The organism is Pedobacter cryotolerans, from assembly GCF_005116475.1.
GTDB classification, from domain to species: Bacteria; Bacteroidota; Bacteroidia; order Sphingobacteriales; family Sphingobacteriaceae; genus Pedobacter; species Pedobacter cryotolerans.
In genome coordinates this window covers 685,502-705,432 of sequence record NZ_SWBO01000001.1, presented here as the reverse complement: position 1 = coordinate 705,432, position 19,931 = coordinate 685,502, and the positions used below count along the sequence as shown (strand labels likewise).

Genomic DNA, 19,931 nt, shown 5'->3' with positions numbered 1-19,931 from the left:
CGTTATTTATAAAAGCAAATTAACCGATATTAGCTGTACTTTGTGTTATCTCTCGGTAATAAAATTGATAGCTGTAAAAACAAAAATGGCCATCCTCTCAGACAGCCATTTTGCTATTTATAATCGTAAATTATAAATGGTTTTTTATAAGTGAGTTTCCGCTCTTCACCTTGTATTTGCGTTCTAATATCTTCTACTTTTGCTATTTGTTTATTGAAACGTTCTAATGCTTTTTGAGCGTCAGCCGTATCATTTTTAGCCTTTTTTGCTACTTTTTCTAATGCTTTTGCGTCAACATTTGAAGTTTTTAATTTTTCAGAAACATCGTTATTTTGCGATGCTGATGCCTTTGCATTACCATTTGCTTCTAAAAGCTTTATTCTTAGTTTTTCTACCTCTTCCTCTTCTTCTGCTTCTTTAATTTTTAACTCTTGTACTTTTGTGCTGGCTTTTAACGACTCTAACCTGGCTTTTAATACCGCTGCCGAATCTTTTGTAACTTTTGGCGCATAAGTTTGCGCTTTAACCGCCGTAGCGCATACAATCGCCACAGCTATAATAAAATAAATTTTTACCTGTAATTTCATCATTATGTTGTTTTATTGATGAAAAACAATTTCGATGCCTCGAGGTAAAATAGCCAAAAAAATGCTTTAGAAGCAGGTTTTATAATTTTAAGAAAAATGATGCTATTGATTTTTGGGGAATTTAATCCCGTTTGAAAAGCGAATTAGGCTTTCATTTCTGCCTGTATAACCAAGTACATTTCGTTTGGTCTTTGTGTGCCAATAAAATATTCTAAACCATCTCTATCTGTTAGTACAACAGCATCTTTACCCGAAGAATAAAAACGAACACTACCTTTTTTATGTAAATTATAAACAGGATTATTGAATAAGAAATTACTATAAGTAGCCTTGCGAACTTTAATAATGTCTTTTAAATCGATTACTACCTTTTTTGCAGTCCACAAACCATCAATAATTACTTTTCTGTTTTCGATAATGGTTTTGTACTGAATTAAAAATAATAGAATAATTGAAACCCCAATGATACCGAAACCAACAACCAAAAATAAATCTACGGTATTATCGCGGTCACGTTCATAAACATAAGCACCAAAACAGAAAGCGGCCATAATTAGCCTTATCGCAATGCGGATGTAATCTCGCCCGATATACTGTTTCTCTATAAAAGTATGTTTCTGATCCATTATAAGTTTGACAGTTCGAATATAGCAACTTTTTTTGTTGTTGCATTTACTTTATATCTATTGTCTGTTCTAAAACCTGCAATCCAAATAATTTCGCCATTACCATTAATTAATAACGGAATTTTATCCTTTTGCGGTAGTGGTACTTTTTGATCGATAAAAAAATCGCTCAGTTTTTTAAAGTTTCGCATACCTAATGGCATAAATTTATCGCCATCTTGCCAAAAACGAATAATTAAAGGAAAAATCAACTGATCTAAATCTACAAATGCTTTAAGCGCATTATTTTCTACTAAAGTAGATTCTGTATAAAAAAGTGAGATTTTAGTACGGTTAATAATTATGCAATCATCTTTTGGGTGTAAAAATTGTACAGCAATTTCTTGCTCATCCCGCAAAGCGGAAATTAATACATGATCTCTGTTAATGGTTGCAGCATGTGTAGAACTGTAAAATGAGGTTCCGGTTTGTTTATTTAAAGAGTTCAGCAACTCATCAACGACTTTACTGGTAAAATGATATGGTTTTAAAAACTCAAAAACGATAAGCTTTTGTGGTTTAAGCGCACTAATTTTAGCTATGTTTAAGCAAACATCGCCATTTACTTGGCTCATCACTTCCATGCGTTTTTGCGCAACAAATGCAGTTAAAACTTCCTCGGTTTCGGCAAAGCGGATGATATTTTGGGCAAAGGTTTCTTCTAAATTCGGGTTTATATCCCGCAGGTGCGGTATTACATTTAACCTAATTTTATTGCGGGCATATTTACTACTTTCGTTAGAGCTGTCTTCAACAAAGTTGATATCATTTTCTTCTACCAATTCATCAATTTGTAACCTCGATAAAAATAGCAACGGTCGGATAATTTTATCCCTTTTAGGTAAAATACCATGCATCCCACTAATACCGGTGCCACGTATTAGGTTTAGCAATAATGTTTCTATAGCATCGCTTTGATGATGGGCTACTGCAATATAATCGTAATTCCCTTCTACCCTAACTTGCTCAAACCATTGGTAGCGCAAATCTCTAGCCGCCATTTGTGTAGAAATCTGATGTTCAGCAGCATAAGCTTTAGTATCAAAATGGGTAATGTAAAAAGGCACATCAAAAGTGCTGGCTAACAATTTCACAAAACTTTCATCTCGTTGGGCTTCATCTGCCCGTAAATTAAAATTGCAATGTGCAATACTAAAGTTATAGTTACAGAGTTTAAATAGCTGAGCCATTAATACAGAATCTTTACCGCCACTTACTGCCAATACTATTTTTTGCTCGGGCAAAAAAAGGGCATTTTTTTTGATATAATCTTTAAACTGCTGTAGCGGTAACATGGCTCAAAAATATTTAATTTAAATTCTTACACAAAACCATAACTTTGTAAAGTGCAGAAATTACGCTTTTTCTTTCTTTTATTACTGTTTCCGAGTATTTTGTTTGCGCAAGAACAGCGAACAAAAATTATATTGGAGCGATCTACCAAATTAACTGTTGATACGAAAACGAATATCAACTATGTTAAAAACCCCGTATTTAGGCAAGATAATGCAACCCTTACTTGTGACAGTGCAGTTTTTTACAAAGAGCGGAATTATTTTGAAGCCTATAAAAACGTTCACATTAACCAAGGTGATACCGTAAATATTTACAGTGATTTTTTAAATTACGATGGTAATAAAAAGTTAGCACACTTAAATAGCAATGTAGTGATGAAAGATTTAACATCTACATTAACCACAAATGTGCTGGATTACGACATGGGTTTAAAAATTGGCACCTATGTAAATGGCGGTAAAATTGTTAATAAGGATGTAACGCTAACCAGTAAACGTGGTTACTATTTTGCCAACTCTAAAGATGCCTACTTTAGATATAATGTGGTAGCTGTAACTCCACAAACCACCATTAAATCAGATACTCTGCGTTACAATACCTTTACCAATTGGACTTACTTTTATGGGCCAACTAACATTAAAGGTAAAGACGATAATTTATACACCGAAGATGGTTCTTACAATACCAGAACAGAAAATGCCTATTTCGGCAAAAAGAACCTCTACACCCAAGGCACAAAATCTTTAAAAGGAGATAGTTTAGTTTACAATGGCAAAACAGGTTATGGAAAAGCAATTAAAAATATTGTTTTTAAAGATACCACCGATAAAACTGTTTTATACGGACAATTAGGCGAATATTACAAAACTGATGAACGTGTTGTTGTTACCAAAAAAGCTTATTTTGGTATGGGCACAAAAGATACGATTACCGTTGGCGGGAAGAAAAAATTAGATTCGCTTTGGCTAAGTGCCGATACCTTGGAAGCACAAATGGCTTTACAAAAAACTTTAAAATTGTTTAAAAAGCCTGTTGTACAAAAAGACAGCGAAATTGGCGCCGAAGATGAGAAAGAAAAAGAAGCCAAGGAAAAGGAGAAGGCCCAGGCTCGAAAAGAAGCTGCAGCAGCTACATTGTTAGAAAAAAAACAGGTTGTAGCACCAGAACCCAAAAAGAAATTAAGTAAAAAAGAACAAAAAGCAGGTGACGCACTAGCGGCTGAATTAAAGAAAAATCCGCCACCAAAAATATTAACCGACAGTGTAAAAATTCTTGCTGCTGACATAAAGGTTAAAACGGATAGTATAAAATTGGATAGCTTGAAAAAAGCGATTGATTTACCTAAAAAAATAAATATTAGCACTGCTAAAAAAGATAGTTTAAAGATTGATCCAAAAACAAAAACTGCTGCTAGTAAAGATCCAAAAGTAATTGTTAGCAATAAAGCCAAAGCTGCTTTAAATGTGAAGGCGAAAGATAGCGTAGCTTTTAATCCTGCTGATACGATAAGAACAAGGGTTATAAAGGCTTTTCACAATGTGAGGGTTTTTAAATCTAATTTGCAAGCCGTTTCAGATTCGCTATTTTACACTGCTGCAGATTCTACTTTAAGATGGTATAGCAACCCAATATTGTGGTCGCAAGGCTCACAACAAACCGGAGATACAATCCATGTATTTTTCAAAAACGATAAAATTCACAGTTTCCAAGTTTTACAAAACTCTTTTGCAGCCAACATGGAAACCGATACCACCAAGTTTAACCAAGCTAAAGGTAGAATAACAACAGGTTTTTTTAAAGATGGCGAACTGCAGAATATGTTTATAGACGGCAACGCCGAAAGTATTTATTTTGACAAGGACGAAAAAAATGTATTTAAAAACATGAACCAAACGGTAAGTAGCCGAATAAAATTTAGCTTTAAAGACAAAGAGCTTACCAAGGTAACCATGTTTAGGGAAATTGAAGGAAGAACAGATCCTGTTGAAAAATTACCTAAAAACACTTTGTTAACTGGTTTTATTTGGAAACCAGAATTGAGACCAACCAGCAAAGCTGATATTATAAAAGGTGTACCTGCAAAACCAAAAGTGGCGCCAAAAAGCAAAACAACTACACCAAAAGTTTTAAATCCAAAATCGGTTGGTAACGATCCAAGCGGAATTAAACCATTAATGCCAGGTAAAAAGGTTAACACTGAAATTAAAAAACCTGATTCGGTAAAAGTGCAGCCTAATAATCCAGTTTTAATTAAAACTGACACTACAAAGAAAGCTACAACTGGCGGAGTAAACTAGGTTGTCTTTAAAAACTCAATTAGTTTTTGCATGGCCAATGCCCTATGGCTAATTTGGTTTTTTAATTCCATGTCCATTTGGGCAAAAGTAATATCGTAGCCATTTGGCTCAAATATCGGGTCATATCCAAAGCCTTTATCACCAATTGGTTCTGTTCTTAGTTTACCATAAATTACACCTTCAAACAAATAGTTGGCACCATCTTTAATTAAAGAAATAACCGTTTTAAATTTGGCGTTTCTATTGGTTATCCCTTCCATTTTATGCAACAAGAATTGCATATTTGCTGCATCACCTCTTTCGCCGCTATATCTTGCCGAATATATTCCAGGTTCATTATTTAAGGCTTCTACTTCTAAACCACTGTCGTCTGCAAAACAATCTAAATTAAAGTGCTGCACCACATAACTGCTTTTTAAAGTTGCATTTTCGGCAAAAGTGTTTCCAGTTTCTGGTATATCAACATCACAGCCAATATCTTTTAGGTTTAAAACTTTGTATTCAGGCGCTAAAATCTCACTTACTTCATGCGTTTTATGCGCATTGTTAGTAGCAAAAACCAATTGATTATCCATTATTTAATTTGCTGTAAACTTGCCCACAGTAATTTTTTACTGGTTGGATCGGTATCTAAATCGTGTAAATTTTTAGTGAAAATTAATTTCGAACCATTGTGCACAACAAACTGATTAAAGGGTTGTTCATCTAATCCCAATTGATTTGGAAACACACCAAAAGCCAATACCATTTTACTGCCAAAAAACTGATGCAAATCATTAAACTTTGCAGTTTCATAATTTGCATAATTTACCAATGCGAAATCTTTTGCAGTTAAGGCAATTGCGTTTACCAATTTACGCAACAATTCTCTGCCCTGCTCGCTGCTTACTTCATTTTGTTTATCATTAACCAATATCAAAATCTGCTTTTCGTTTTTACCTAAAAATTTAAAGGTTGTAGCTTTTTGAAGTAATGGTTTTGGCTCTTCAACCAAATTTGGCAAAACTACAGGTTTTACAACTATTTTTTCATCAACAAGCTTAACAACAACTGGAGGTTGTGGGGCAGAGCTACTTAACTTAACAGGCTCTACAAAAGTATTTTGCATTTCACTTTTCACCAAATAAACATCGTCGGTAAAAAATAAACGTAAAGCTTTAGCGTTACTTGTAAGTTGGCTGCTCATAAATTTTTATTGAAATTATTTTCTGTTAAAATTAGTTAAATATCTTATTATAGCACCTTAAATTGTTACTTTTATCCTTTAAAACTATATAGCTGTTGTCTTTTGTGAGAAAAGTCTGTTGCATTTTTACTTTTTGTTTTTTTTACTACAATTCATTTGCGCAAAATGTTGCCACTGTAAATGGTAAATCTATCAGCAGCAAAGAGTTTATGTGGGTGTATAAAAAAAATCATGCCGGTAACACCAATGCAAGCCAACAAGAACTTGCAGACTATCTTGAAATGTACATCAATTTTAAATTGAAGGTTTTAGACGCAAAGGCAAGCGACTTGGATGCAGATACTGCCTACAGAAAAGAAATTAACGGATACGAAAACGCTTTAAAAGTTCAGAAAAAAAAATCACCCAAAAACGAAGCTTATGATTTTATCATGAACGAGTACCGCGAAGGTGTTTTAATGTTTAACATTTCTGAGAAAAAGATTTGGAGTAAGGTACAAGACAATGAAGCTAAACTTTTAGATTTTTACAACCAAAATGCTTCGGTATATGCCGGAAAAAGTTTTTACGAAGCTAGAGGACTAGTAATTAACGATTATCAACAATACTTAGAAGTAGAATGGATTAAAGCTTTAAGAGCAAAATATAGCGTTAAAGTAAATACCGATGAGCTTAAAAAGCTAGCAAAGCTCTAAAGGTTTTGTTAAGCGAATAATATTAACTTTGCAATAGAAATACAATTGAACAAAAATAGAATGAAGAAATTTTTATTATTAACGGGCGCTTTAATTTGCCTGTTTATAAATGTAAATGCACAAAAACCTAATCTAGATAAAGTTGTTGCCGTTGTAGGTAGTAACATCATCTTATTATCAGATTTAAATCAGCAATACGCAATTTACCTTAATCAAGGTAATCCGCCAGACAACAATGCAAAATGCTACTTTTTGCAACAAATGTTGATTCAGAAATTGTTAAAACAACAAGCAGAAATCGATTCGATTATTGTTGAAGAAAACCAAGTTGATGATGAATTAGATAAAAAAATGCGCTATCAAATTCAGCGTATGGGCGGACAAGAGCGCTTAGAGCAGTTTTTACAAAAATCTGTATTGCAATATAAAGATGAAATGAGACCTGACATTAAAGAAGGTTTAATTGCTCAAAAAATGCAGGCTAAGATTAATGAAAACACAAGCGTTACGCCTTTAGATGTAAAAAAATATTTCGAAACCTATAATAAAGACAGCTTACCAGATATCGGTACAGAGGTAGAAGTAGGTGAAATTGCCTTATATCCAAAACTTACAAAAGCAGAAAAACAACGTTTTTACGACAAGCTAGACGCCATTAGATTACGTGTTAAAAGTGGAGAAGACTTTTCATTTTTGGCGAAAACTTACTCAGAAGATCCAGGTTCTGCATCTGAAGGTGGCGATTTAGGCTTTTTTGACAGAGCTCAAATGGCTAAGGAGTTTACTGCTTGGGCATTTAAACTAAAAGCTGGCGAGATGTCTCCAGTATTCGAAACAGATTTTGGTTACCATGTTTTGCAAGTAATAGAACGCCGTGGAGAACAAGTTCATGCCCGTCATATTCTAGTTAGACCAGTTACCACACCAGCAAGTTTAGAAAGAGTAAAACTAAAAGCGGATAGTATTTATAATGATATTGTGAGCAAAAAGTTGCCCTTCTTTACTGCTGCTGCTACCTACTCAGATAATAAAGAAACACAATACAACGGTGGTATGATGTTGTATTCAGATAACCAAACTGCCAGAACAACTTTTATTCCGGTAGAGAAGTTAGATCCATCGGTATTTGTGGTTATAGATACCATGAAAATTGGAGCCATATCTAAACCAGTTTCATTTACTAGTCAACAAGATGGTAAAGAAGGTTATAAAATTTTCATGCTAAAATCTAAAATACCACCACACAAAGGTAATTTAGACCAAGATTACCCTAAGTTTAAAGAAAGTGCATTAAAAGAAAAAGAAGCTAAGGTAATTAGCGAGTGGTTTGAAAAACGCAAAGAAACTACTTACATTAGAGTTGACGAAGAATTTTTAACTTGCGAAGAGCTTAAGCTTTGGGCCAGTAAAGAAAATAAAAAATAAATGCAATTTACAAACGAGGTAGAAGCCGTAAACGCGCTGCAACAATCTTTTAAAACCATTAAAGCCGAAATTGGCAAAGTGGTAATTGGGCAGGATGAAATCATCAAATCTGTACTAATTGCTATTTTTAGCAATGGGCATTGTTTATTGGTTGGCGTACCTGGTTTAGCAAAAACACTTTTGGTGCAAACTGTTGCGAATGTGTTAGATTTAAACTTTAACCGCATACAGTTTACACCAGATTTAATGCCGAGCGATATTATCGGTGCCGAAATTTTAGGCGAAGACCGTCACTTTAAATTTATTAAAGGCCCAATATTTTCTAACATAATTTTGGCCGACGAGATTAACCGTACGCCACCAAAAACGCAGGCCGCTTTGTTAGAGGCCATGCAAGAAAAAGCGGTTACCGCAGCTGGTTATACACATCAACTACCACAACCCTTTTTTGTTTTGGCTACCCAAAACCCTATTGAGCAGGAGGGAACTTATCCTCTACCTGAAGCGCAATTAGACCGTTTCATGTTCAATATCCAGTTAAATTATCCGGCATTTGCCGATGAGTTAACGATTGTGAAAAATACCACAAGCAATAACACAGTAAACCTGCAGAAAATAATCAATGCAGATGAAATCCAATACTTTCAAAAGCTAATCAGAAATATTCCAGTAACAGATCATGTGTTAGAATATGCAGTTAAGTTAGCTTCTAAAACCCGTCCGAATACCGAACACGCCTCTGCAGCCATTAACAATTATGTTTCATGGGGTGCAGGGCCAAGAGCTTCACAGTTTTTGGTTTTAGGCGCCAAATGCCATGCTGCTATTTCGGGCAAATATGCGCCAGATATTGAAGACGTACAAGCTGTTGCAGAACCTATTTTGCGCCATCGTATAGTTCGAAATTACCGAGCAGAAGCCGAAGGTTTAAGTATTGAGCAAATCATTAAAGATTTGTTTTAAGGCGGCTGCTTTACAGCGTCCTACCTTTTAAGCATTGTCATCCTTGAGTGTAATCGAAGTGCTATTTCATAAATAATTTTCCAGAAAAGCAATTTCCGCATTCCATTTAATGTTATCCCTGCTGTACATTACAATCCCAGATGAAAAATCTAGGGATTTCCATTACCATCAGGTTTAGATAATGGAGTGCTGTGCTAAAATGCAGAATTGCATAGCGCTTTAAAATTTATTAACCGGAATTAAATGGGTATATTCGTTTATAAACGTTTAAAAATGGATAAGTAGCGCAAAGCGTTAATTAGCGGTCATTGTACCGAACCGCAGAAAGTACATCAACTAAAATCTAACGCAGACATCCAGTAAAATATCAGCGTTAGACTAAACTTAGATATTTATAGCAATTTTACCGACAGTTCTACCTTTTTCTAAATAAAGATGAGCATCTCTCATCTCGTCAAAAGAAAAGGTTTCGGAAACGTGAGATTTTAGTATTCCTTTTTCCATTAATTGTGCAATTTGAAACATATCAGTACCCGATGACTCAACAAGTACAAATGACAAATCGACTCCTTTTGATTTTGCTTTATCAATATCTTCATTTGGAATATTCCCTGACGGAATTGTAACAATTATTCCACCACTTTTGGTAACATCTATTGATTTGGAAATAATATCTCCTGCAAGTGTATCCAATACAAAATCAGCGTCAGAAACAATATCCGAAAAATTTTCAGTTGTGTAATCTATATGTTTATCTGCACCATTTTGTAAAACAAATTCTTTGTTTTTTGCCGATGAAGTGCCAATAACATAAGCACCAAGATATTTAGCAATTTGAGTTGCATAATGTCCTACACCGCCTGATGCTCCGTGAATTAAAACTTTATCGCTTTTTTTCACTTTACCTTTTTTTACCAAGGTTTGCCAAGCAGTAAGTGCGGCAAGAGTTGCCGATGCTGCTTCTTGATAAGAGATATTTGTTGGCTTCAAAGCTAAATGCGTTGCAGGAACGGCTACATATTCAGCATAAGCATTTCCTTTCCCGGGAAAATTAGCCATTCCAAAAACGGCATCACCAATTTTGAATTCAGTTACATTGTCTCCAATTTCAACAATTGTACCCGACAAATCCCAACCTAAAATAACAGGTCTTTCTTCTCCAAATAGCCAAGTTAATGACCCACTATTTGCCCTTGCTTTATAATCGACAGGATTAATACTTAATGAAATTATTTTTACCAACACTTCATTGCTTTTAATTTTTGGCTGTGGAATATCTTCAAATTTTAGATTATCAACAGAGCCAACTTCTTTTAAAATTATTGCTTTCATTTATTTATTTTATTTAACGAGATGCAAAACTAAAATAATAGTACCTTTGCAACAAGTACGCACATTAAAGTACTATACATACTAAAAACATACTAATATTGATTATCAACATTTTAAAAATTGAAAAATGCCAAAAATAAATAAATATGATACTTGTTCTGATATAACTTGCTCCGTAGATTATGCTTTTAAAAGAATTGGCGGAAAATATAAAGGCAGAATATTATGGAATTTGAGCAATAAAAATATTTTACGATATGGTGAATTAAAAAAAACATTATCAGATGTTACACCTAAAATGCTGACGCAAACTTTAAGAGAATTAGAAGATGACGAGTTAATTTCAAGAAAAGTATTTCACGAAGTTCCACCAAAAGTTGAATATTCCTTAACTTCAGTAGGTTCAGAATTAATCCCATTTATCAATCATTTGAAACTTTGGGGAGACAAACAAAGAGCAAAAGAAATAAAATCAGAAACTAATAAAAAAACAACGAACCGCTAACATGGGTTTGGCAAAAGTGGGGCTTTAATACTAAATTGAGTATTTGTACTTTCTATTAACTTTTGTGCTAAATTTGAACTTTAGTGCTTTTTAATCCCCACCTTCGCCAATACCCAAACCGTTATCATCAATTATTAAAAAACTTACGAATGAAAAGAATTCTTATTTTATTGCTTTTAGTTTCAAAATTTACATTCGGACAAACAGACGAAAATTATAAAGAAAATCTAAACAAAGATTTCATTGAATATAATGACTTGATTTTAAAACAAGAATTTGAAAAAGCAATGAATTTTATGCTTCCTAAATTCTTTGAAATTATTCCAAAAAATCAAATGGTATTATTAATGAAACAAGTTTATAATAATCCTGACTTGGAATTTAAGGCTGACAAACCAAAAGATATTGAATACGGTAAACTTAAAAAAATTGAGGAAAATTATTACTCTAAAATTACCTATTCGTATGACATCAAAATGAAATTTAATAACGCTGAGGAAAGCGAAGATGAAGATCGTAGAAAGCTAAATGAAAATTTAATAAAATTAGCCTTGGAAAAAACTTTTGGTTCTGGAAACTTAAAATTTAATGAAAAAACTAAATTTTATGAAATTCATTCAATCAAAAATGCATTTGGAATTTCAGAAAATGGAACGTCTGATTGGAAATTTGTGGTTGTTGAACCAAAACAAAAATTCATTTTGGAGAAAATTTTACCGAAAGAATTAACTGAAAAATTATAAATTCCCTTTTACAGGCTGTATCAGAATTGATTTTAAAGATTGAAAAGCAGAATAATATTTTGTGCGGTCGTCCCGTAGCCTGTCCCGACTTTTTCGGGAAAAACGGGAATCGTAATGCTATAAGAGGTTAAATTATCCTCTCCCATTAAGCGCATTACGATGCCCAGTCACGTGTCCCGAATTTACTTCGGGAAGCTGAGCATGTCGAAACACCAAATTTAATTTTTATTTCTGACACAGCCTCTTCAAACTAATACAACGTGGAATACTTGCAAGACTTCCCATACCTCGTTCGAAATGACATTTATCTCCCCAACAAATACCCTTTAAAATCTTCAAAATCATTACCCAATTCATCATATATTTCTGGATTATTTCTCAAGGCTTCTACTTGAGCTGGCATTTCAATCTTTGCTAAAATATCTACCGGAAAAACCTCTGGAAACTTACAAGCATGAGCGGTTGATAAAAACACTTTAGCTACATCTTTTTCTGCAAAAGCTTTAGTTGCCAAGTAAGCAATGGCTGTATGCGGACAAGCCACATAATCGAACTTTTCGAAAATTTCTTTTATTCCTGCTAAGGTTTCTTCATCCGTAAAACGATAGGCTTTTACTAATTTTTGTACCGTTGCTCTATCTTCCTCAAACAAATTCATGATCCGTACCCAATTGCTTGGCGCACCAACATCCATCGCATTAGCATAAGTTTGCACCGATGGTTTTGTTTCATAAATTCCGCTTTCTAAAAAGCGAGGCACCGTATCGTTGGCATTGGTTGCCGCAATAAATTGATGAACTGGCAAGCCCATTTTGTATGCCAATAAACCAGCGCCAATGTTTCCAAAATTTCCGCTAGGAACTGAAAACACAATATCTTTATAACCCTTTCTTTTCAGCTGTGCATAAGCATTAAAGTAATAAAAAGTCTGCGGAATTAACCTTGCAATGTTGATCGAATTGGCAGAGGTTAACCTAAATTTAGCATTCAACTCTTCATCAGCAAAAGCTTGTTTAACTAAAGCCTGGCAATCATCAAAAGTGCCATCAACAGCAATTGCCCTAATATTTTGCCCATTGGTTGTTAATTGTAAACGTTGTACTTCACTTACCTTTCCCTTTGGGAAAAGAATAGTTACTCTGGTGTTGGGCACACCTAAAAAGCCTAAGGCAACAGCACCACCAGTATCACCAGAAGTTGCTACCAATACATCTAATAATTGTTCGCCATCTTTTAAAAAGTAAGCCATTACACGGCTCATGAAACGAGCGCCGAAATCTTTAAAAGCTAAACTTGGTCCATGGAATAGCTCTAAAACAAAGGTATCATCATTCAGTTTTACAACAGGCGCATCAAAGTTTGCCGCATCTTCTACCAAAGCCTTTAAATCGGCCGCTGGTATTTCATCTTTTAACAAAGTTGATGCAATTTGATAAGCAATCTCTGTCAAAGAATATTTCTCGATATTTTTAATAAACTCCTGATCTAATTGAGGAATTTCTAAAGGCATATACAAACCTTTATCTTGCGGCATACTGTTAAAAACGGCTTCTTGAAAAGAAACACGTAAATCTTTATTGTTGGTTGAGTATAGTTTCATTTTTAAAAGGTTGGAAGGTTGGAAGGTTGGAAGGTTGGAAGATTTTGGGCGCTTTATCCCTCAACCTTATACCCTCAGCCTTCAACCTTAATTACATTACTCGTGGCCCTTCGGCGTTAACCGAAGAAACGTAAGCGTTACTGTTAATATTTAATTTGGTTAAGTGTTTTTGTTGTGCATCGGTTATTTTTCTGGCAGTTACTTCATCTTTAGCTAAAGCAAAAACAGATGGACCAGAACCAGAAATTCCGAAACCTACTGCGCCGTTTTCCATGGCAAGTTCTCTTAAAGTTTCAAAACCTGGGATTAAAATAGAGCGGGTTGGCTCTACTAAAACATCTTTCATACTTCTGCCAACCAAGTCGATATCATTTAAAAATAATCCACTTACTAAACCTGCTACATTTCCCCATTGGGTAACTGCATCTTTTAATAAAACCTTTGAGCGGATCATTTGTCGAGCATCTTTTGTAGGCACTTCAACATCAGGAAAAACAATAGCTGCAAACAAATTTTCGGGCGTTGGCAAAGCGATGATATCTAATGGATCATAACTGCGTATTAACACAAATCCACCCATTAAAGCTGGTGCAACATTATCTGCATGGCCATAACCACAAGCCAGTTCTTCGCCTTTCATGGCAAAAGGCACTAATTCTTTGGCGGTTAATAAATTACCCATCAATCGGTTAATGGCATACAAACCTGCAACTGTACTTGCTGAGCTAGATCCTAATCCGCTGCCGATTGGCATTTTTTTATGCAGCTCTATTTCTACGCCAACGTCTTCCCTATTTAAATGTTTAAGGTAATGTTGCACACTTGCACTAACTGTATTTTTTGCAGAATCTAATGGCAAACGACCATCATCGCCAGTAATTTTTAACAGACGAACTCCTGGTTCATCAACCAATCGCATCACAACCTCATCGCCAGGTTCGTTAACAGCAAAACCTAAAACATCAAATCCACAAACTACGTTGGCAACGGTGGCAGGAGCGAAAACTTTTATTTCTTTCATTTTATTAGATTTGAGAAGTTAGATGTGAGATTTGAGAACCACATTACCATCTCATCATTTTTTAAACTGTAATATTTCTTTGGTCTTTTAGCTTTAGTCTTTAAGCTTTCTCGCCTCCAACATTAATAATATCTGCAAAAACTCCCGCAGCGGTAACTTCTGCGCCAGCTCCTGGCCCTTTAACTACTAATGGTCTTGCTTTATATCTATCAGTAGTAAAAGAAATAATATTATCGCTACCAGAAAGCATATAGAAAGGATGATTTTCATCTACCATTTGTAGGGTAATTGAAGCTTTGCCATCTTCTAGTTTGCCGATGTACCTCAGTACTTTTTTGCTTGCTTCAGCGTCTTGTTTCAACTTGGTAAAATAATCAGCATTTAGTTCTAATTGTTTGTAAAACTCTTCTACAGTTGGGGCTTGCAAACAAGCATCGGGCAACATATTTTGAATGCTCACATCAGACTCTTCAAAAGCATAACCTGCATCACGAGCCAAGATTAACATTTTGCGCATAAAATCTTTGCCATTCAAATCATCACGAGGATCTGGTTCGGTGTAACCTAAATCTTGCGCCTCTTTTACTACCTCATGAAAAGCAACATCGCCTTTAAAATGATTAAAAATGTATGAGATCGTTCCTGATAAAATTGCTTCAATTCTTGCTACTTTATCTCCACTCATCATTAAATCTTTTAAAGTTCTGATGATTGGCAAACCGGCACCAACATTGGTTTCGTAGTAAAAATCGACCCCAAACTTGCGAGCTGTATTTTTAAAGGTTTCGTATTGCGCAAAACTTGCCGAGTTACCAATTTTATTACAAGTAACAACAGAAATACTAGCTTCAAAAATTCCTTGGTAAAAAGGTACAGGTTGCGGACTAGCCGTGTTATCTACAAACACACAGTTTGGTAAATTCATCGCTTTCATTTGCGCTACAAAATCTTCCAAATCTGCCGCTTCGCCTTGCGCATCTAAAGTTTCTTCCCAATTTTCTAAAGCTATGCCATTGGGCGATAAGAGCATTTTTCGAGTATTGCTGATACCCATTACTTTTACCTGCAAATCGTTGTTTTTAGCCAAAAATGGCATTTGAACCTGCAATTGTTTAAATAAAGTTTTACCGATGTTTCCTGTTCCTAAACAAAAAATATGTAAGGTTTTATTCAAGTCGGTATAAAAAGCATCATGCACTGCGTTAACCGCTTTCGATAAATCTTCTTTAGCAATAATTACCGAGATATTGTATTCTGATGAACCTTGTGCTATGGCGTGTACATTTACACCATTTCTACCTAAAGCATGAAACAATTTTCCAGAAATACCAGGTGTACGTTTCATGTTTTCGCCTACAATAGCCAAAACAGCTAAGCCATTTTCGATTTCTGGTTTTTGTAATTTATTGGCCTGTAATTCTAAATCAAACTCTTTAGATATAAGGTTAACTGCCTTAACTGCATCAGCTGGTTTTACAGCAAATGTAATGCTATGCTCAGATGATGATTGGGTTATCAAAACCACGTTAATTTGCTCACGCGATAATAAAGAGAATAATTTTCCGCTAAAACCTGCCTTACCAACCATGCCACTACCAGCTAAATTGATAATGCTAATTTCATCTATTGAAGAAATTCCTTTGATAGGCAAAGCCGATGGTTTTGCGCCATGACGGATGTAAGTTCCTTCAAAATCGGCATCAAAAGTGTTTTTAATTACAATTGGTATTTGCTTTAAAAAAGCCGGTGTCATTGTTGGTGGATAAATCACTTTAGCACCAAAATATGATAACTCCATTGCCTCAATATAACTCAACTCTTCTAACGGAAAAGCCTTTTTTACAATCCTTGGGTCGGCAGTCATCATACCGTTTACATCAGTCCAAATTTGGATTTCATTGGCATTTAATGCCGAACCTAAAATTGCAGCAGTATAATCACTGCCACCTCTACCCAAAGTGGTTACACGATTGGCTTCGTTACTGGCAATAAAACCAGTTACAAAAAGCATTTTACCTGCATTATTAGCGTAAAAATCTTTAACCAAAAAATCAGTCAGTTGGGTGTTTACCCTAGCCTGCCCAAAATTGCTGTCTGTTTTAATAAATTGGGTAGCGTCGGCAAAAACGGCATCTGTAAATTGTTGTTTTGCAATATGACTTACCATAAAAGTAGAGCAGCGTTCGCCATAACTTAATACCAAATCCTTGGCCTGCAAACTCAGCTCTTTTAAATTGTAAATCGCTTGTAACAGCTCTTCTAACTCGTTGAAATACAATTTCAACTTTGTTAAAACCGGGTTTTGTGCCGAAGCTGGTAACAAAGCTCTAATTACTTCGAAATGGCGCAACTCAATTGCTAAAAGCTCTTCATTATAGTTTTCGCCCAAGGCAGCTTTTTCTGCCATCGATGTAAGCAAATTGGTTACTCCACTCATTGCCGACAAAACCACTACAGGTTTTTCTTGTTGCTGATTTTCCTTTGCCAAGATGCTTAACAAAGCGCTGATACTTTCTACTGAACCAACTGATGTACCGCCAAATTTTAAAATATTCATGTTGTTTGGTTAAAAAAAAAGCGCTCCCGATTTTCTCGGGAGCGCTTTGTATGTTGTGTTTCAATTATACCACTAGCGTTTCCCCATCAGGCTTTGGCCTGTTGTTGATGTAATAATGGTAATAATTGTGTTGTTTAAAATCATTTTCGTTAGTGTATTTTCTACACCGCTAAGTAGGTAATTATTTTTTACAATGTCAAGTATTATTTAAAATTAATTTTAATTTTTTATTAAAACGGTTTAGTCATTGCGATATTTGCAACAGAAAGCCAATTAATTTTTAATAATGATTTGAAAAGGTACTGTAGAACTTATCGGATTGGTTCTGTCCCGCTGTTCCTACAAGCTCCGATGAAGAATCGGAGGCTTTTCGTGCCATCGGGTTTAGCGATGAAAGGTTTGTGCTACTATTGAAGTTTGCTTTACAAATCGCCAAATTAAGAAGTTTTAATCGGTTCGTAGAGACACGAACCAAGGCGCAAAAACAAAAGTCATACTACTGGTCGGTGTCTCACCGACCAGTTTATTTTTTAAATAAAATCAAAGGTTTCGGCAGGTGAGACGCCAGCCGATAGATAAGAATTATTGGTAAGTTGGCGGGTACCTCAACATGAGAACTCTTCCGTTGGCGTCCCCGCCAACGCATCAACCAAATAACATTTACATCATCCATCTGTAACCGAATGATCATAATGAGGGGAATTGAGGGACAATAATTTTTTAGTTTCTTACACAGCTTTTTTTCTCTAAACCTGACAGCAGTGGAAATCCTTTTACCAAATCTCCGCCGCGGCGGAGATTTAGGGGTAAAAGATTGAAACGAATGGCAGGACTATCCATAAATTGAAAAACTGCAATTGCTTTTCAAAATAATCCATCTTACATCCTATCCTGAATGGTCGGGATTTCGGTACGCTCAACATTTTATTTACATTTGTGCTTTATGCAAGGATTAGTCATTAAATCTACAGGAAGCTGGTACCAAGTTTACGCCGAAGATGGCAAAAACTACGATTGCCGCATTAAGGGAAAGTTTAGAATACAGGGTATTCAGACTACAAACCCAATTGCAGTGGGCGATAAAGTAGGTTTTGAGTTAGAGCCAAATGCCGAAACTGGTGTAATAGACACGTTGCAGGATAGAAAAAATTACATCATCCGCAAATCGATTAACTTGAGCAAACAAGCTCAAATTATTGCTGCTAATTTAGATCAAGCTTTTTTGATTGTTACTTTGGCTTCTCCACGTACCTCATTAGGTTTTATCGATCGTTTTTTAGTAACCTCTGAAGCCTACAGCATACCTACTTGTTTAATTTTTAATAAACTCGATTTATTTAGTGCACAAGGTTTAGAAATTTTAGCAGAATACAAATCCATTTACGAGAAAATTGGTTATCCGTGTTATGAAGTTTCGGCACTAAAAGGCACAAATATCGATCAAATAAAAGCTTTGCTAAAAGATCAAACAACTTTATTTTCTGGCCACTCTGGTGTAGGAAAATCGAGTTTAATTAATGCTTTATTGCCAGGTTTTGAGATTAAAACTGGCGAAATATCTGATTGGAGCGACAAAGGGCAACACACCACCACTTTTGCCGAAATGCACACTTTACCTTTTGGAGGCTACTTAATAGACACTCCAGGCATTAGAGAATTAGGCGTTTTTGATATTAAACCCGAAGAATTGAGCCATTATTTTGTAGAGATGCGTGAGCGTTTAAACCAATGCCGTTTTAATAATTGCAGACACGTAAATGAACCGGGTTGTGCAGTTATTAAAGCTGTTGAAGAAGGTGAAATTGAAGTGAGCAGGTATGAAAGTTATTTAAGCATTTTTCATAATAATGATACTAGGGCGTAATGAGAGCAGTTTTACAAAGAGTAACACATGCGAGTTGCAAAGTAGATGAAAAAATTACCGGAGAAATTGGAAATGGATTTTTAGTCCTTTTAGGAATTGAAGACGCCGATACAACTGAAGATTTAGAATGGTTGGCTCAGAAAATTGCCAATATGCGGGTTTTTGGCGATGAAAATGATTTGATGAATAAATCGCTTTCAGATATTGATGGCAACATTTTATTGATTAGTCAATTTACTTTGTTTGCGGCAACCAAAAAGGGAAATAGACCTGGTTTTACCAGAGCTGCAAGACCAGATAGAGCTATTCCTTTATACGAGGCAATGATTAAACAATTATCAGCCTTGCTTAATAAAAAAATACAATGCGGCATTTTTGGCGCTGATATGAAAATTAGCTTGTTAAATGATGGTCCGGTTACGATTGTAATGGATACGAAGGATAAAGACAACCATTAAATAAGTTGAAAGGCTGAAATGTTGTAAAGCTGAAATGTTAGTACCATGCCTCAACAAACTCAAAACACAAAAATTATGACGATTAACGAAGCACAAGTCGCTGTAGACCAATGGATTAAAACTACTGGGGTTCGCTATTTTAACGAGTTAACCAATACTGCAATTTTAATGGAAGAAGTTGGTGAAGTTGCTCGTATCATGTCTCGCAAATATGGCGAGCAATCTTTTAAAAAGAGCGACGAAGAAGTAAATTTAGCTGATGAAATGGCTGATGTAATGTTTGTGTTGATTTGTTTAGCCAATCAAACCGGCATTGACTTAAATGATGCTTTGATTAAAAATTTAGAAAAGAAAAGCATCCGCGATGCGGATAGACATAAAAATAATGATAAATTGAAAAATGATTAACCTCCACGCTGTGATGAAAAATTTATTACCTGTATTATTATTAACCTGTTTCTTGTTTTCTTGTAAAGAGCAGAATGAAGATATTGTTACCGAACCAAACAAAGATGGCTCAATTGAAACCGTTGTAAGTGTAAAACACAAAGATGGATTTGATATATTAACAACAACACATAAAATTTGGGTTAAAAACCAATTAGACAAAACCTTAGTCAAGATAGATACGCTAAAATCGTTGGGTTTAACCACAGTTGAAGGTGAAGATCGGGATGGTTATACCGAAAAGGTGCAAGTAAAAAAAGACTACGAATTTTATATCACAGTTAAATAAC

Annotated in this window: 19 protein-coding genes; 10 read left to right on the top strand and 9 right to left on the bottom strand. The window is 35.1% G+C overall.

The features are described 5' to 3' along the window. Positions 1 to 113: 113 nt before the first annotated feature. The 3 genes from FA045_RS03165 to tilS all read right to left on the bottom strand — a co-directional run bounded on the left by FA045_RS03165 (position 114) and on the right by tilS (position 2,547). A complete protein-coding gene (locus FA045_RS03165) occupies positions 114 to 590 on the bottom strand; it encodes a hypothetical protein (protein ID WP_136874351.1) in 477 nt (158 codons plus the stop codon). Between the two features lie 140 nt (positions 591 to 730). Further along, positions 731 to 1,213 (bottom strand): hypothetical protein, encoded by a 483-nt coding sequence (locus FA045_RS03160; protein WP_136874348.1) that lies wholly within the window; start codon positions 1,211 to 1,213, stop codon positions 731 to 733. Then, positions 1,213 to 2,547, bottom strand: a complete 1,335-nt coding sequence (gene tilS, locus FA045_RS03155; protein WP_136874346.1) for a tRNA lysidine(34) synthetase TilS — start codon at positions 2,545 to 2,547, stop codon at positions 1,213 to 1,215. The genes FA045_RS03160 and tilS overlap by 1 nt, the downstream gene beginning before the upstream one ends. Positions 2,548 to 2,598: 51 nt before the next feature. Between tilS and FA045_RS03150 the strand changes: the two genes are divergently transcribed. Continuing rightward, entirely contained in the window at positions 2,599 to 4,845 is a 2,247-nt protein-coding gene (locus FA045_RS03150; protein WP_225871249.1) for an OstA-like protein, read from the top strand. Here the strand turns inward: FA045_RS03150 and FA045_RS03145 are convergent. Together FA045_RS03145 and FA045_RS03140 are read right to left on the bottom strand one after the other, a co-directional pair. Further along, positions 4,842 to 5,420: a non-canonical purine NTP diphosphatase gene (locus FA045_RS03145; RefSeq protein ID WP_136874344.1), complete on the bottom strand. Its 579-nt coding sequence runs from the start codon at positions 5,418 to 5,420 to the stop codon at positions 4,842 to 4,844. The two genes, FA045_RS03150 and FA045_RS03145, sit on opposite strands and share 4 nt — an antisense overlap. Beyond that, on the bottom strand, positions 5,420 to 6,031 hold the full coding sequence (locus tag FA045_RS03140; protein WP_136874342.1) for a hypothetical protein: 612 nt from the start codon (positions 6,029 to 6,031) through the stop codon (positions 5,420 to 5,422). The genes FA045_RS03145 and FA045_RS03140 overlap by 1 nt, the downstream gene beginning before the upstream one ends. 104 nt (positions 6,032 to 6,135) lie before the next feature. On the opposite strand from FA045_RS03140, the gene FA045_RS03135 reads away from it, so the two are divergent. From FA045_RS03135 to FA045_RS03125, 3 genes are read left to right on the top strand one after another with little or no spacing between them, the layout of a single operon-like run. Next, positions 6,136 to 6,726 (top strand): hypothetical protein, encoded by a 591-nt coding sequence (locus FA045_RS03135; RefSeq protein ID WP_136874340.1) that lies wholly within the window; start codon positions 6,136 to 6,138, stop codon positions 6,724 to 6,726. A gap of 60 nt (positions 6,727 to 6,786) precedes the next feature. Then, entirely contained in the window at positions 6,787 to 8,151 is a 1,365-nt protein-coding gene (locus FA045_RS03130; RefSeq protein WP_136874338.1) for a peptidylprolyl isomerase, read from the top strand. Then, positions 8,152 to 9,114, top strand: a complete 963-nt coding sequence (locus FA045_RS03125) for an AAA family ATPase (protein ID WP_136874336.1) — start codon at positions 8,152 to 8,154, stop codon at positions 9,112 to 9,114. Between the two features lie 384 nt (positions 9,115 to 9,498). Here the strand turns inward: FA045_RS03125 and FA045_RS03120 are convergent, their stop codons facing one another. Beyond that, positions 9,499 to 10,446 carry an NADP-dependent oxidoreductase gene (locus FA045_RS03120; protein ID WP_136874334.1) on the bottom strand — a complete coding sequence of 316 codons (948 nt, stop codon included), beginning with the start codon at positions 10,444 to 10,446 and terminating at the stop codon, positions 9,499 to 9,501. A gap of 127 nt (positions 10,447 to 10,573) precedes the next feature. On the opposite strand from FA045_RS03120, the gene FA045_RS03115 reads away from it, so the two are divergent. Continuing rightward, on the top strand, positions 10,574 to 10,951 hold the full coding sequence (locus FA045_RS03115) for a winged helix-turn-helix transcriptional regulator (protein ID WP_136874332.1): 378 nt from the start codon (positions 10,574 to 10,576) through the stop codon (positions 10,949 to 10,951). A 149-nt stretch (positions 10,952 to 11,100) separates the two neighbouring features. After that, positions 11,101 to 11,694, top strand: a complete 594-nt coding sequence (locus FA045_RS03110; RefSeq protein WP_136874330.1) for a hypothetical protein — start codon at positions 11,101 to 11,103, stop codon at positions 11,692 to 11,694. 304 nt (positions 11,695 to 11,998) lie between these two features. On the opposite strand, the gene thrC is transcribed toward FA045_RS03110, so the two are convergent. The 3 genes from thrC to thrA all read right to left on the bottom strand — a co-directional run bounded on the left by thrC (position 11,999) and on the right by thrA (position 16,872). Next, positions 11,999 to 13,294 carry a threonine synthase gene (gene thrC, locus FA045_RS03105; protein WP_136874328.1) on the bottom strand — a complete coding sequence of 432 codons (1,296 nt, stop codon included), beginning with the start codon at positions 13,292 to 13,294 and terminating at the stop codon, positions 11,999 to 12,001. A gap of 91 nt (positions 13,295 to 13,385) precedes the next feature. Then, positions 13,386 to 14,315 (bottom strand): homoserine kinase, encoded by a 930-nt coding sequence (locus FA045_RS03100; protein ID WP_136874326.1) that lies wholly within the window; start codon positions 14,313 to 14,315, stop codon positions 13,386 to 13,388. A gap of 100 nt (positions 14,316 to 14,415) precedes the next feature. Further along, positions 14,416 to 16,872 (bottom strand): bifunctional aspartate kinase/homoserine dehydrogenase I, encoded by a 2,457-nt coding sequence (gene thrA, locus FA045_RS03095; protein WP_136874324.1) that lies wholly within the window; start codon positions 16,870 to 16,872, stop codon positions 14,416 to 14,418. A gap of 943 nt (positions 16,873 to 17,815) precedes the next feature. Between thrA and rsgA the strand changes: the two genes are divergently transcribed. From rsgA to FA045_RS03075, 4 genes are all read left to right on the top strand, one after another. Then, entirely contained in the window at positions 17,816 to 18,736 is a 921-nt protein-coding gene (gene rsgA, locus FA045_RS03090; RefSeq protein ID WP_136874322.1) for a ribosome small subunit-dependent GTPase A, read from the top strand. Beyond that, a complete protein-coding gene (gene dtd / locus FA045_RS03085) occupies positions 18,736 to 19,194 on the top strand; it encodes a D-aminoacyl-tRNA deacylase (RefSeq protein ID WP_136874320.1) in 459 nt (152 codons plus the stop codon). The genes rsgA and dtd overlap by 1 nt, the downstream gene beginning before the upstream one ends. Before the next feature lie 75 nt (positions 19,195 to 19,269). Further along, the gene (locus FA045_RS03080) at positions 19,270 to 19,602 is read left to right on the top strand and encodes a nucleotide pyrophosphohydrolase (protein WP_136874318.1); all 333 of its coding nucleotides are present in this window, start codon (positions 19,270 to 19,272) and stop codon (positions 19,600 to 19,602) included. Between the two features lie 13 nt (positions 19,603 to 19,615). After that, the gene (locus FA045_RS03075) at positions 19,616 to 19,930 is read left to right on the top strand and encodes a hypothetical protein (protein ID WP_136874316.1); all 315 of its coding nucleotides are present in this window, start codon (positions 19,616 to 19,618) and stop codon (positions 19,928 to 19,930) included. Position 19,931 lies beyond the last annotated feature (1 nt).

Bases quoted from the DNA above. Each gene is read 5' to 3' on its own strand.
- FA045_RS03125 (WP_136874336.1), top strand. From the start codon at position 8,152: ATGCAATTTACAAACGAGGTAGAAGCCGTAAACGCGCTGCAACAATCT.
- thrC (WP_136874328.1), bottom strand. From the start codon at position 13,294: ATGAAACTATACTCAACCAACAATAAAGATTTACGTGTTTCTTTTCAA.
- rsgA (WP_136874322.1), top strand. From the start codon at position 17,816: ATGCAAGGATTAGTCATTAAATCTACAGGAAGCTGGTACCAAGTTTAC.
- FA045_RS03130 (WP_136874338.1), top strand. From the start codon at position 6,787: ATGAAGAAATTTTTATTATTAACGGGCGCTTTAATTTGCCTGTTTATA.
- FA045_RS03115 (WP_136874332.1), top strand. From the start codon at position 10,574: ATGCCAAAAATAAATAAATATGATACTTGTTCTGATATAACTTGCTCC.
- FA045_RS03160 (WP_136874348.1), bottom strand. From the start codon at position 1,213: ATGGATCAGAAACATACTTTTATAGAGAAACAGTATATCGGGCGAGAT.
- thrA (WP_136874324.1), bottom strand. From the start codon at position 16,872: ATGAATATTTTAAAATTTGGCGGTACATCAGTTGGTTCAGTAGAAAGT.
- FA045_RS03120 (WP_136874334.1), bottom strand. From the start codon at position 10,446: ATGAAAGCAATAATTTTAAAAGAAGTTGGCTCTGTTGATAATCTAAAA.
- tilS (WP_136874346.1), bottom strand. From the start codon at position 2,547: ATGTTACCGCTACAGCAGTTTAAAGATTATATCAAAAAAAATGCCCTT.
- FA045_RS03165 (WP_136874351.1), bottom strand. From the start codon at position 590: ATGATGAAATTACAGGTAAAAATTTATTTTATTATAGCTGTGGCGATT.
- dtd (WP_136874320.1), top strand. From the start codon at position 18,736: ATGAGAGCAGTTTTACAAAGAGTAACACATGCGAGTTGCAAAGTAGAT.
- FA045_RS03080 (WP_136874318.1), top strand. From the start codon at position 19,270: ATGACGATTAACGAAGCACAAGTCGCTGTAGACCAATGGATTAAAACT.
- FA045_RS03140 (WP_136874342.1), bottom strand. From the start codon at position 6,031: ATGAGCAGCCAACTTACAAGTAACGCTAAAGCTTTACGTTTATTTTTT.
- FA045_RS03100 (WP_136874326.1), bottom strand. From the start codon at position 14,315: ATGAAAGAAATAAAAGTTTTCGCTCCTGCCACCGTTGCCAACGTAGTT.
- FA045_RS03110 (WP_136874330.1), top strand. From the start codon at position 11,101: ATGAAAAGAATTCTTATTTTATTGCTTTTAGTTTCAAAATTTACATTC.
- FA045_RS03145 (WP_136874344.1), bottom strand. From the start codon at position 5,420: ATGGATAATCAATTGGTTTTTGCTACTAACAATGCGCATAAAACGCAT.
- FA045_RS03075 (WP_136874316.1), top strand. From the start codon at position 19,616: ATGAAAAATTTATTACCTGTATTATTATTAACCTGTTTCTTGTTTTCT.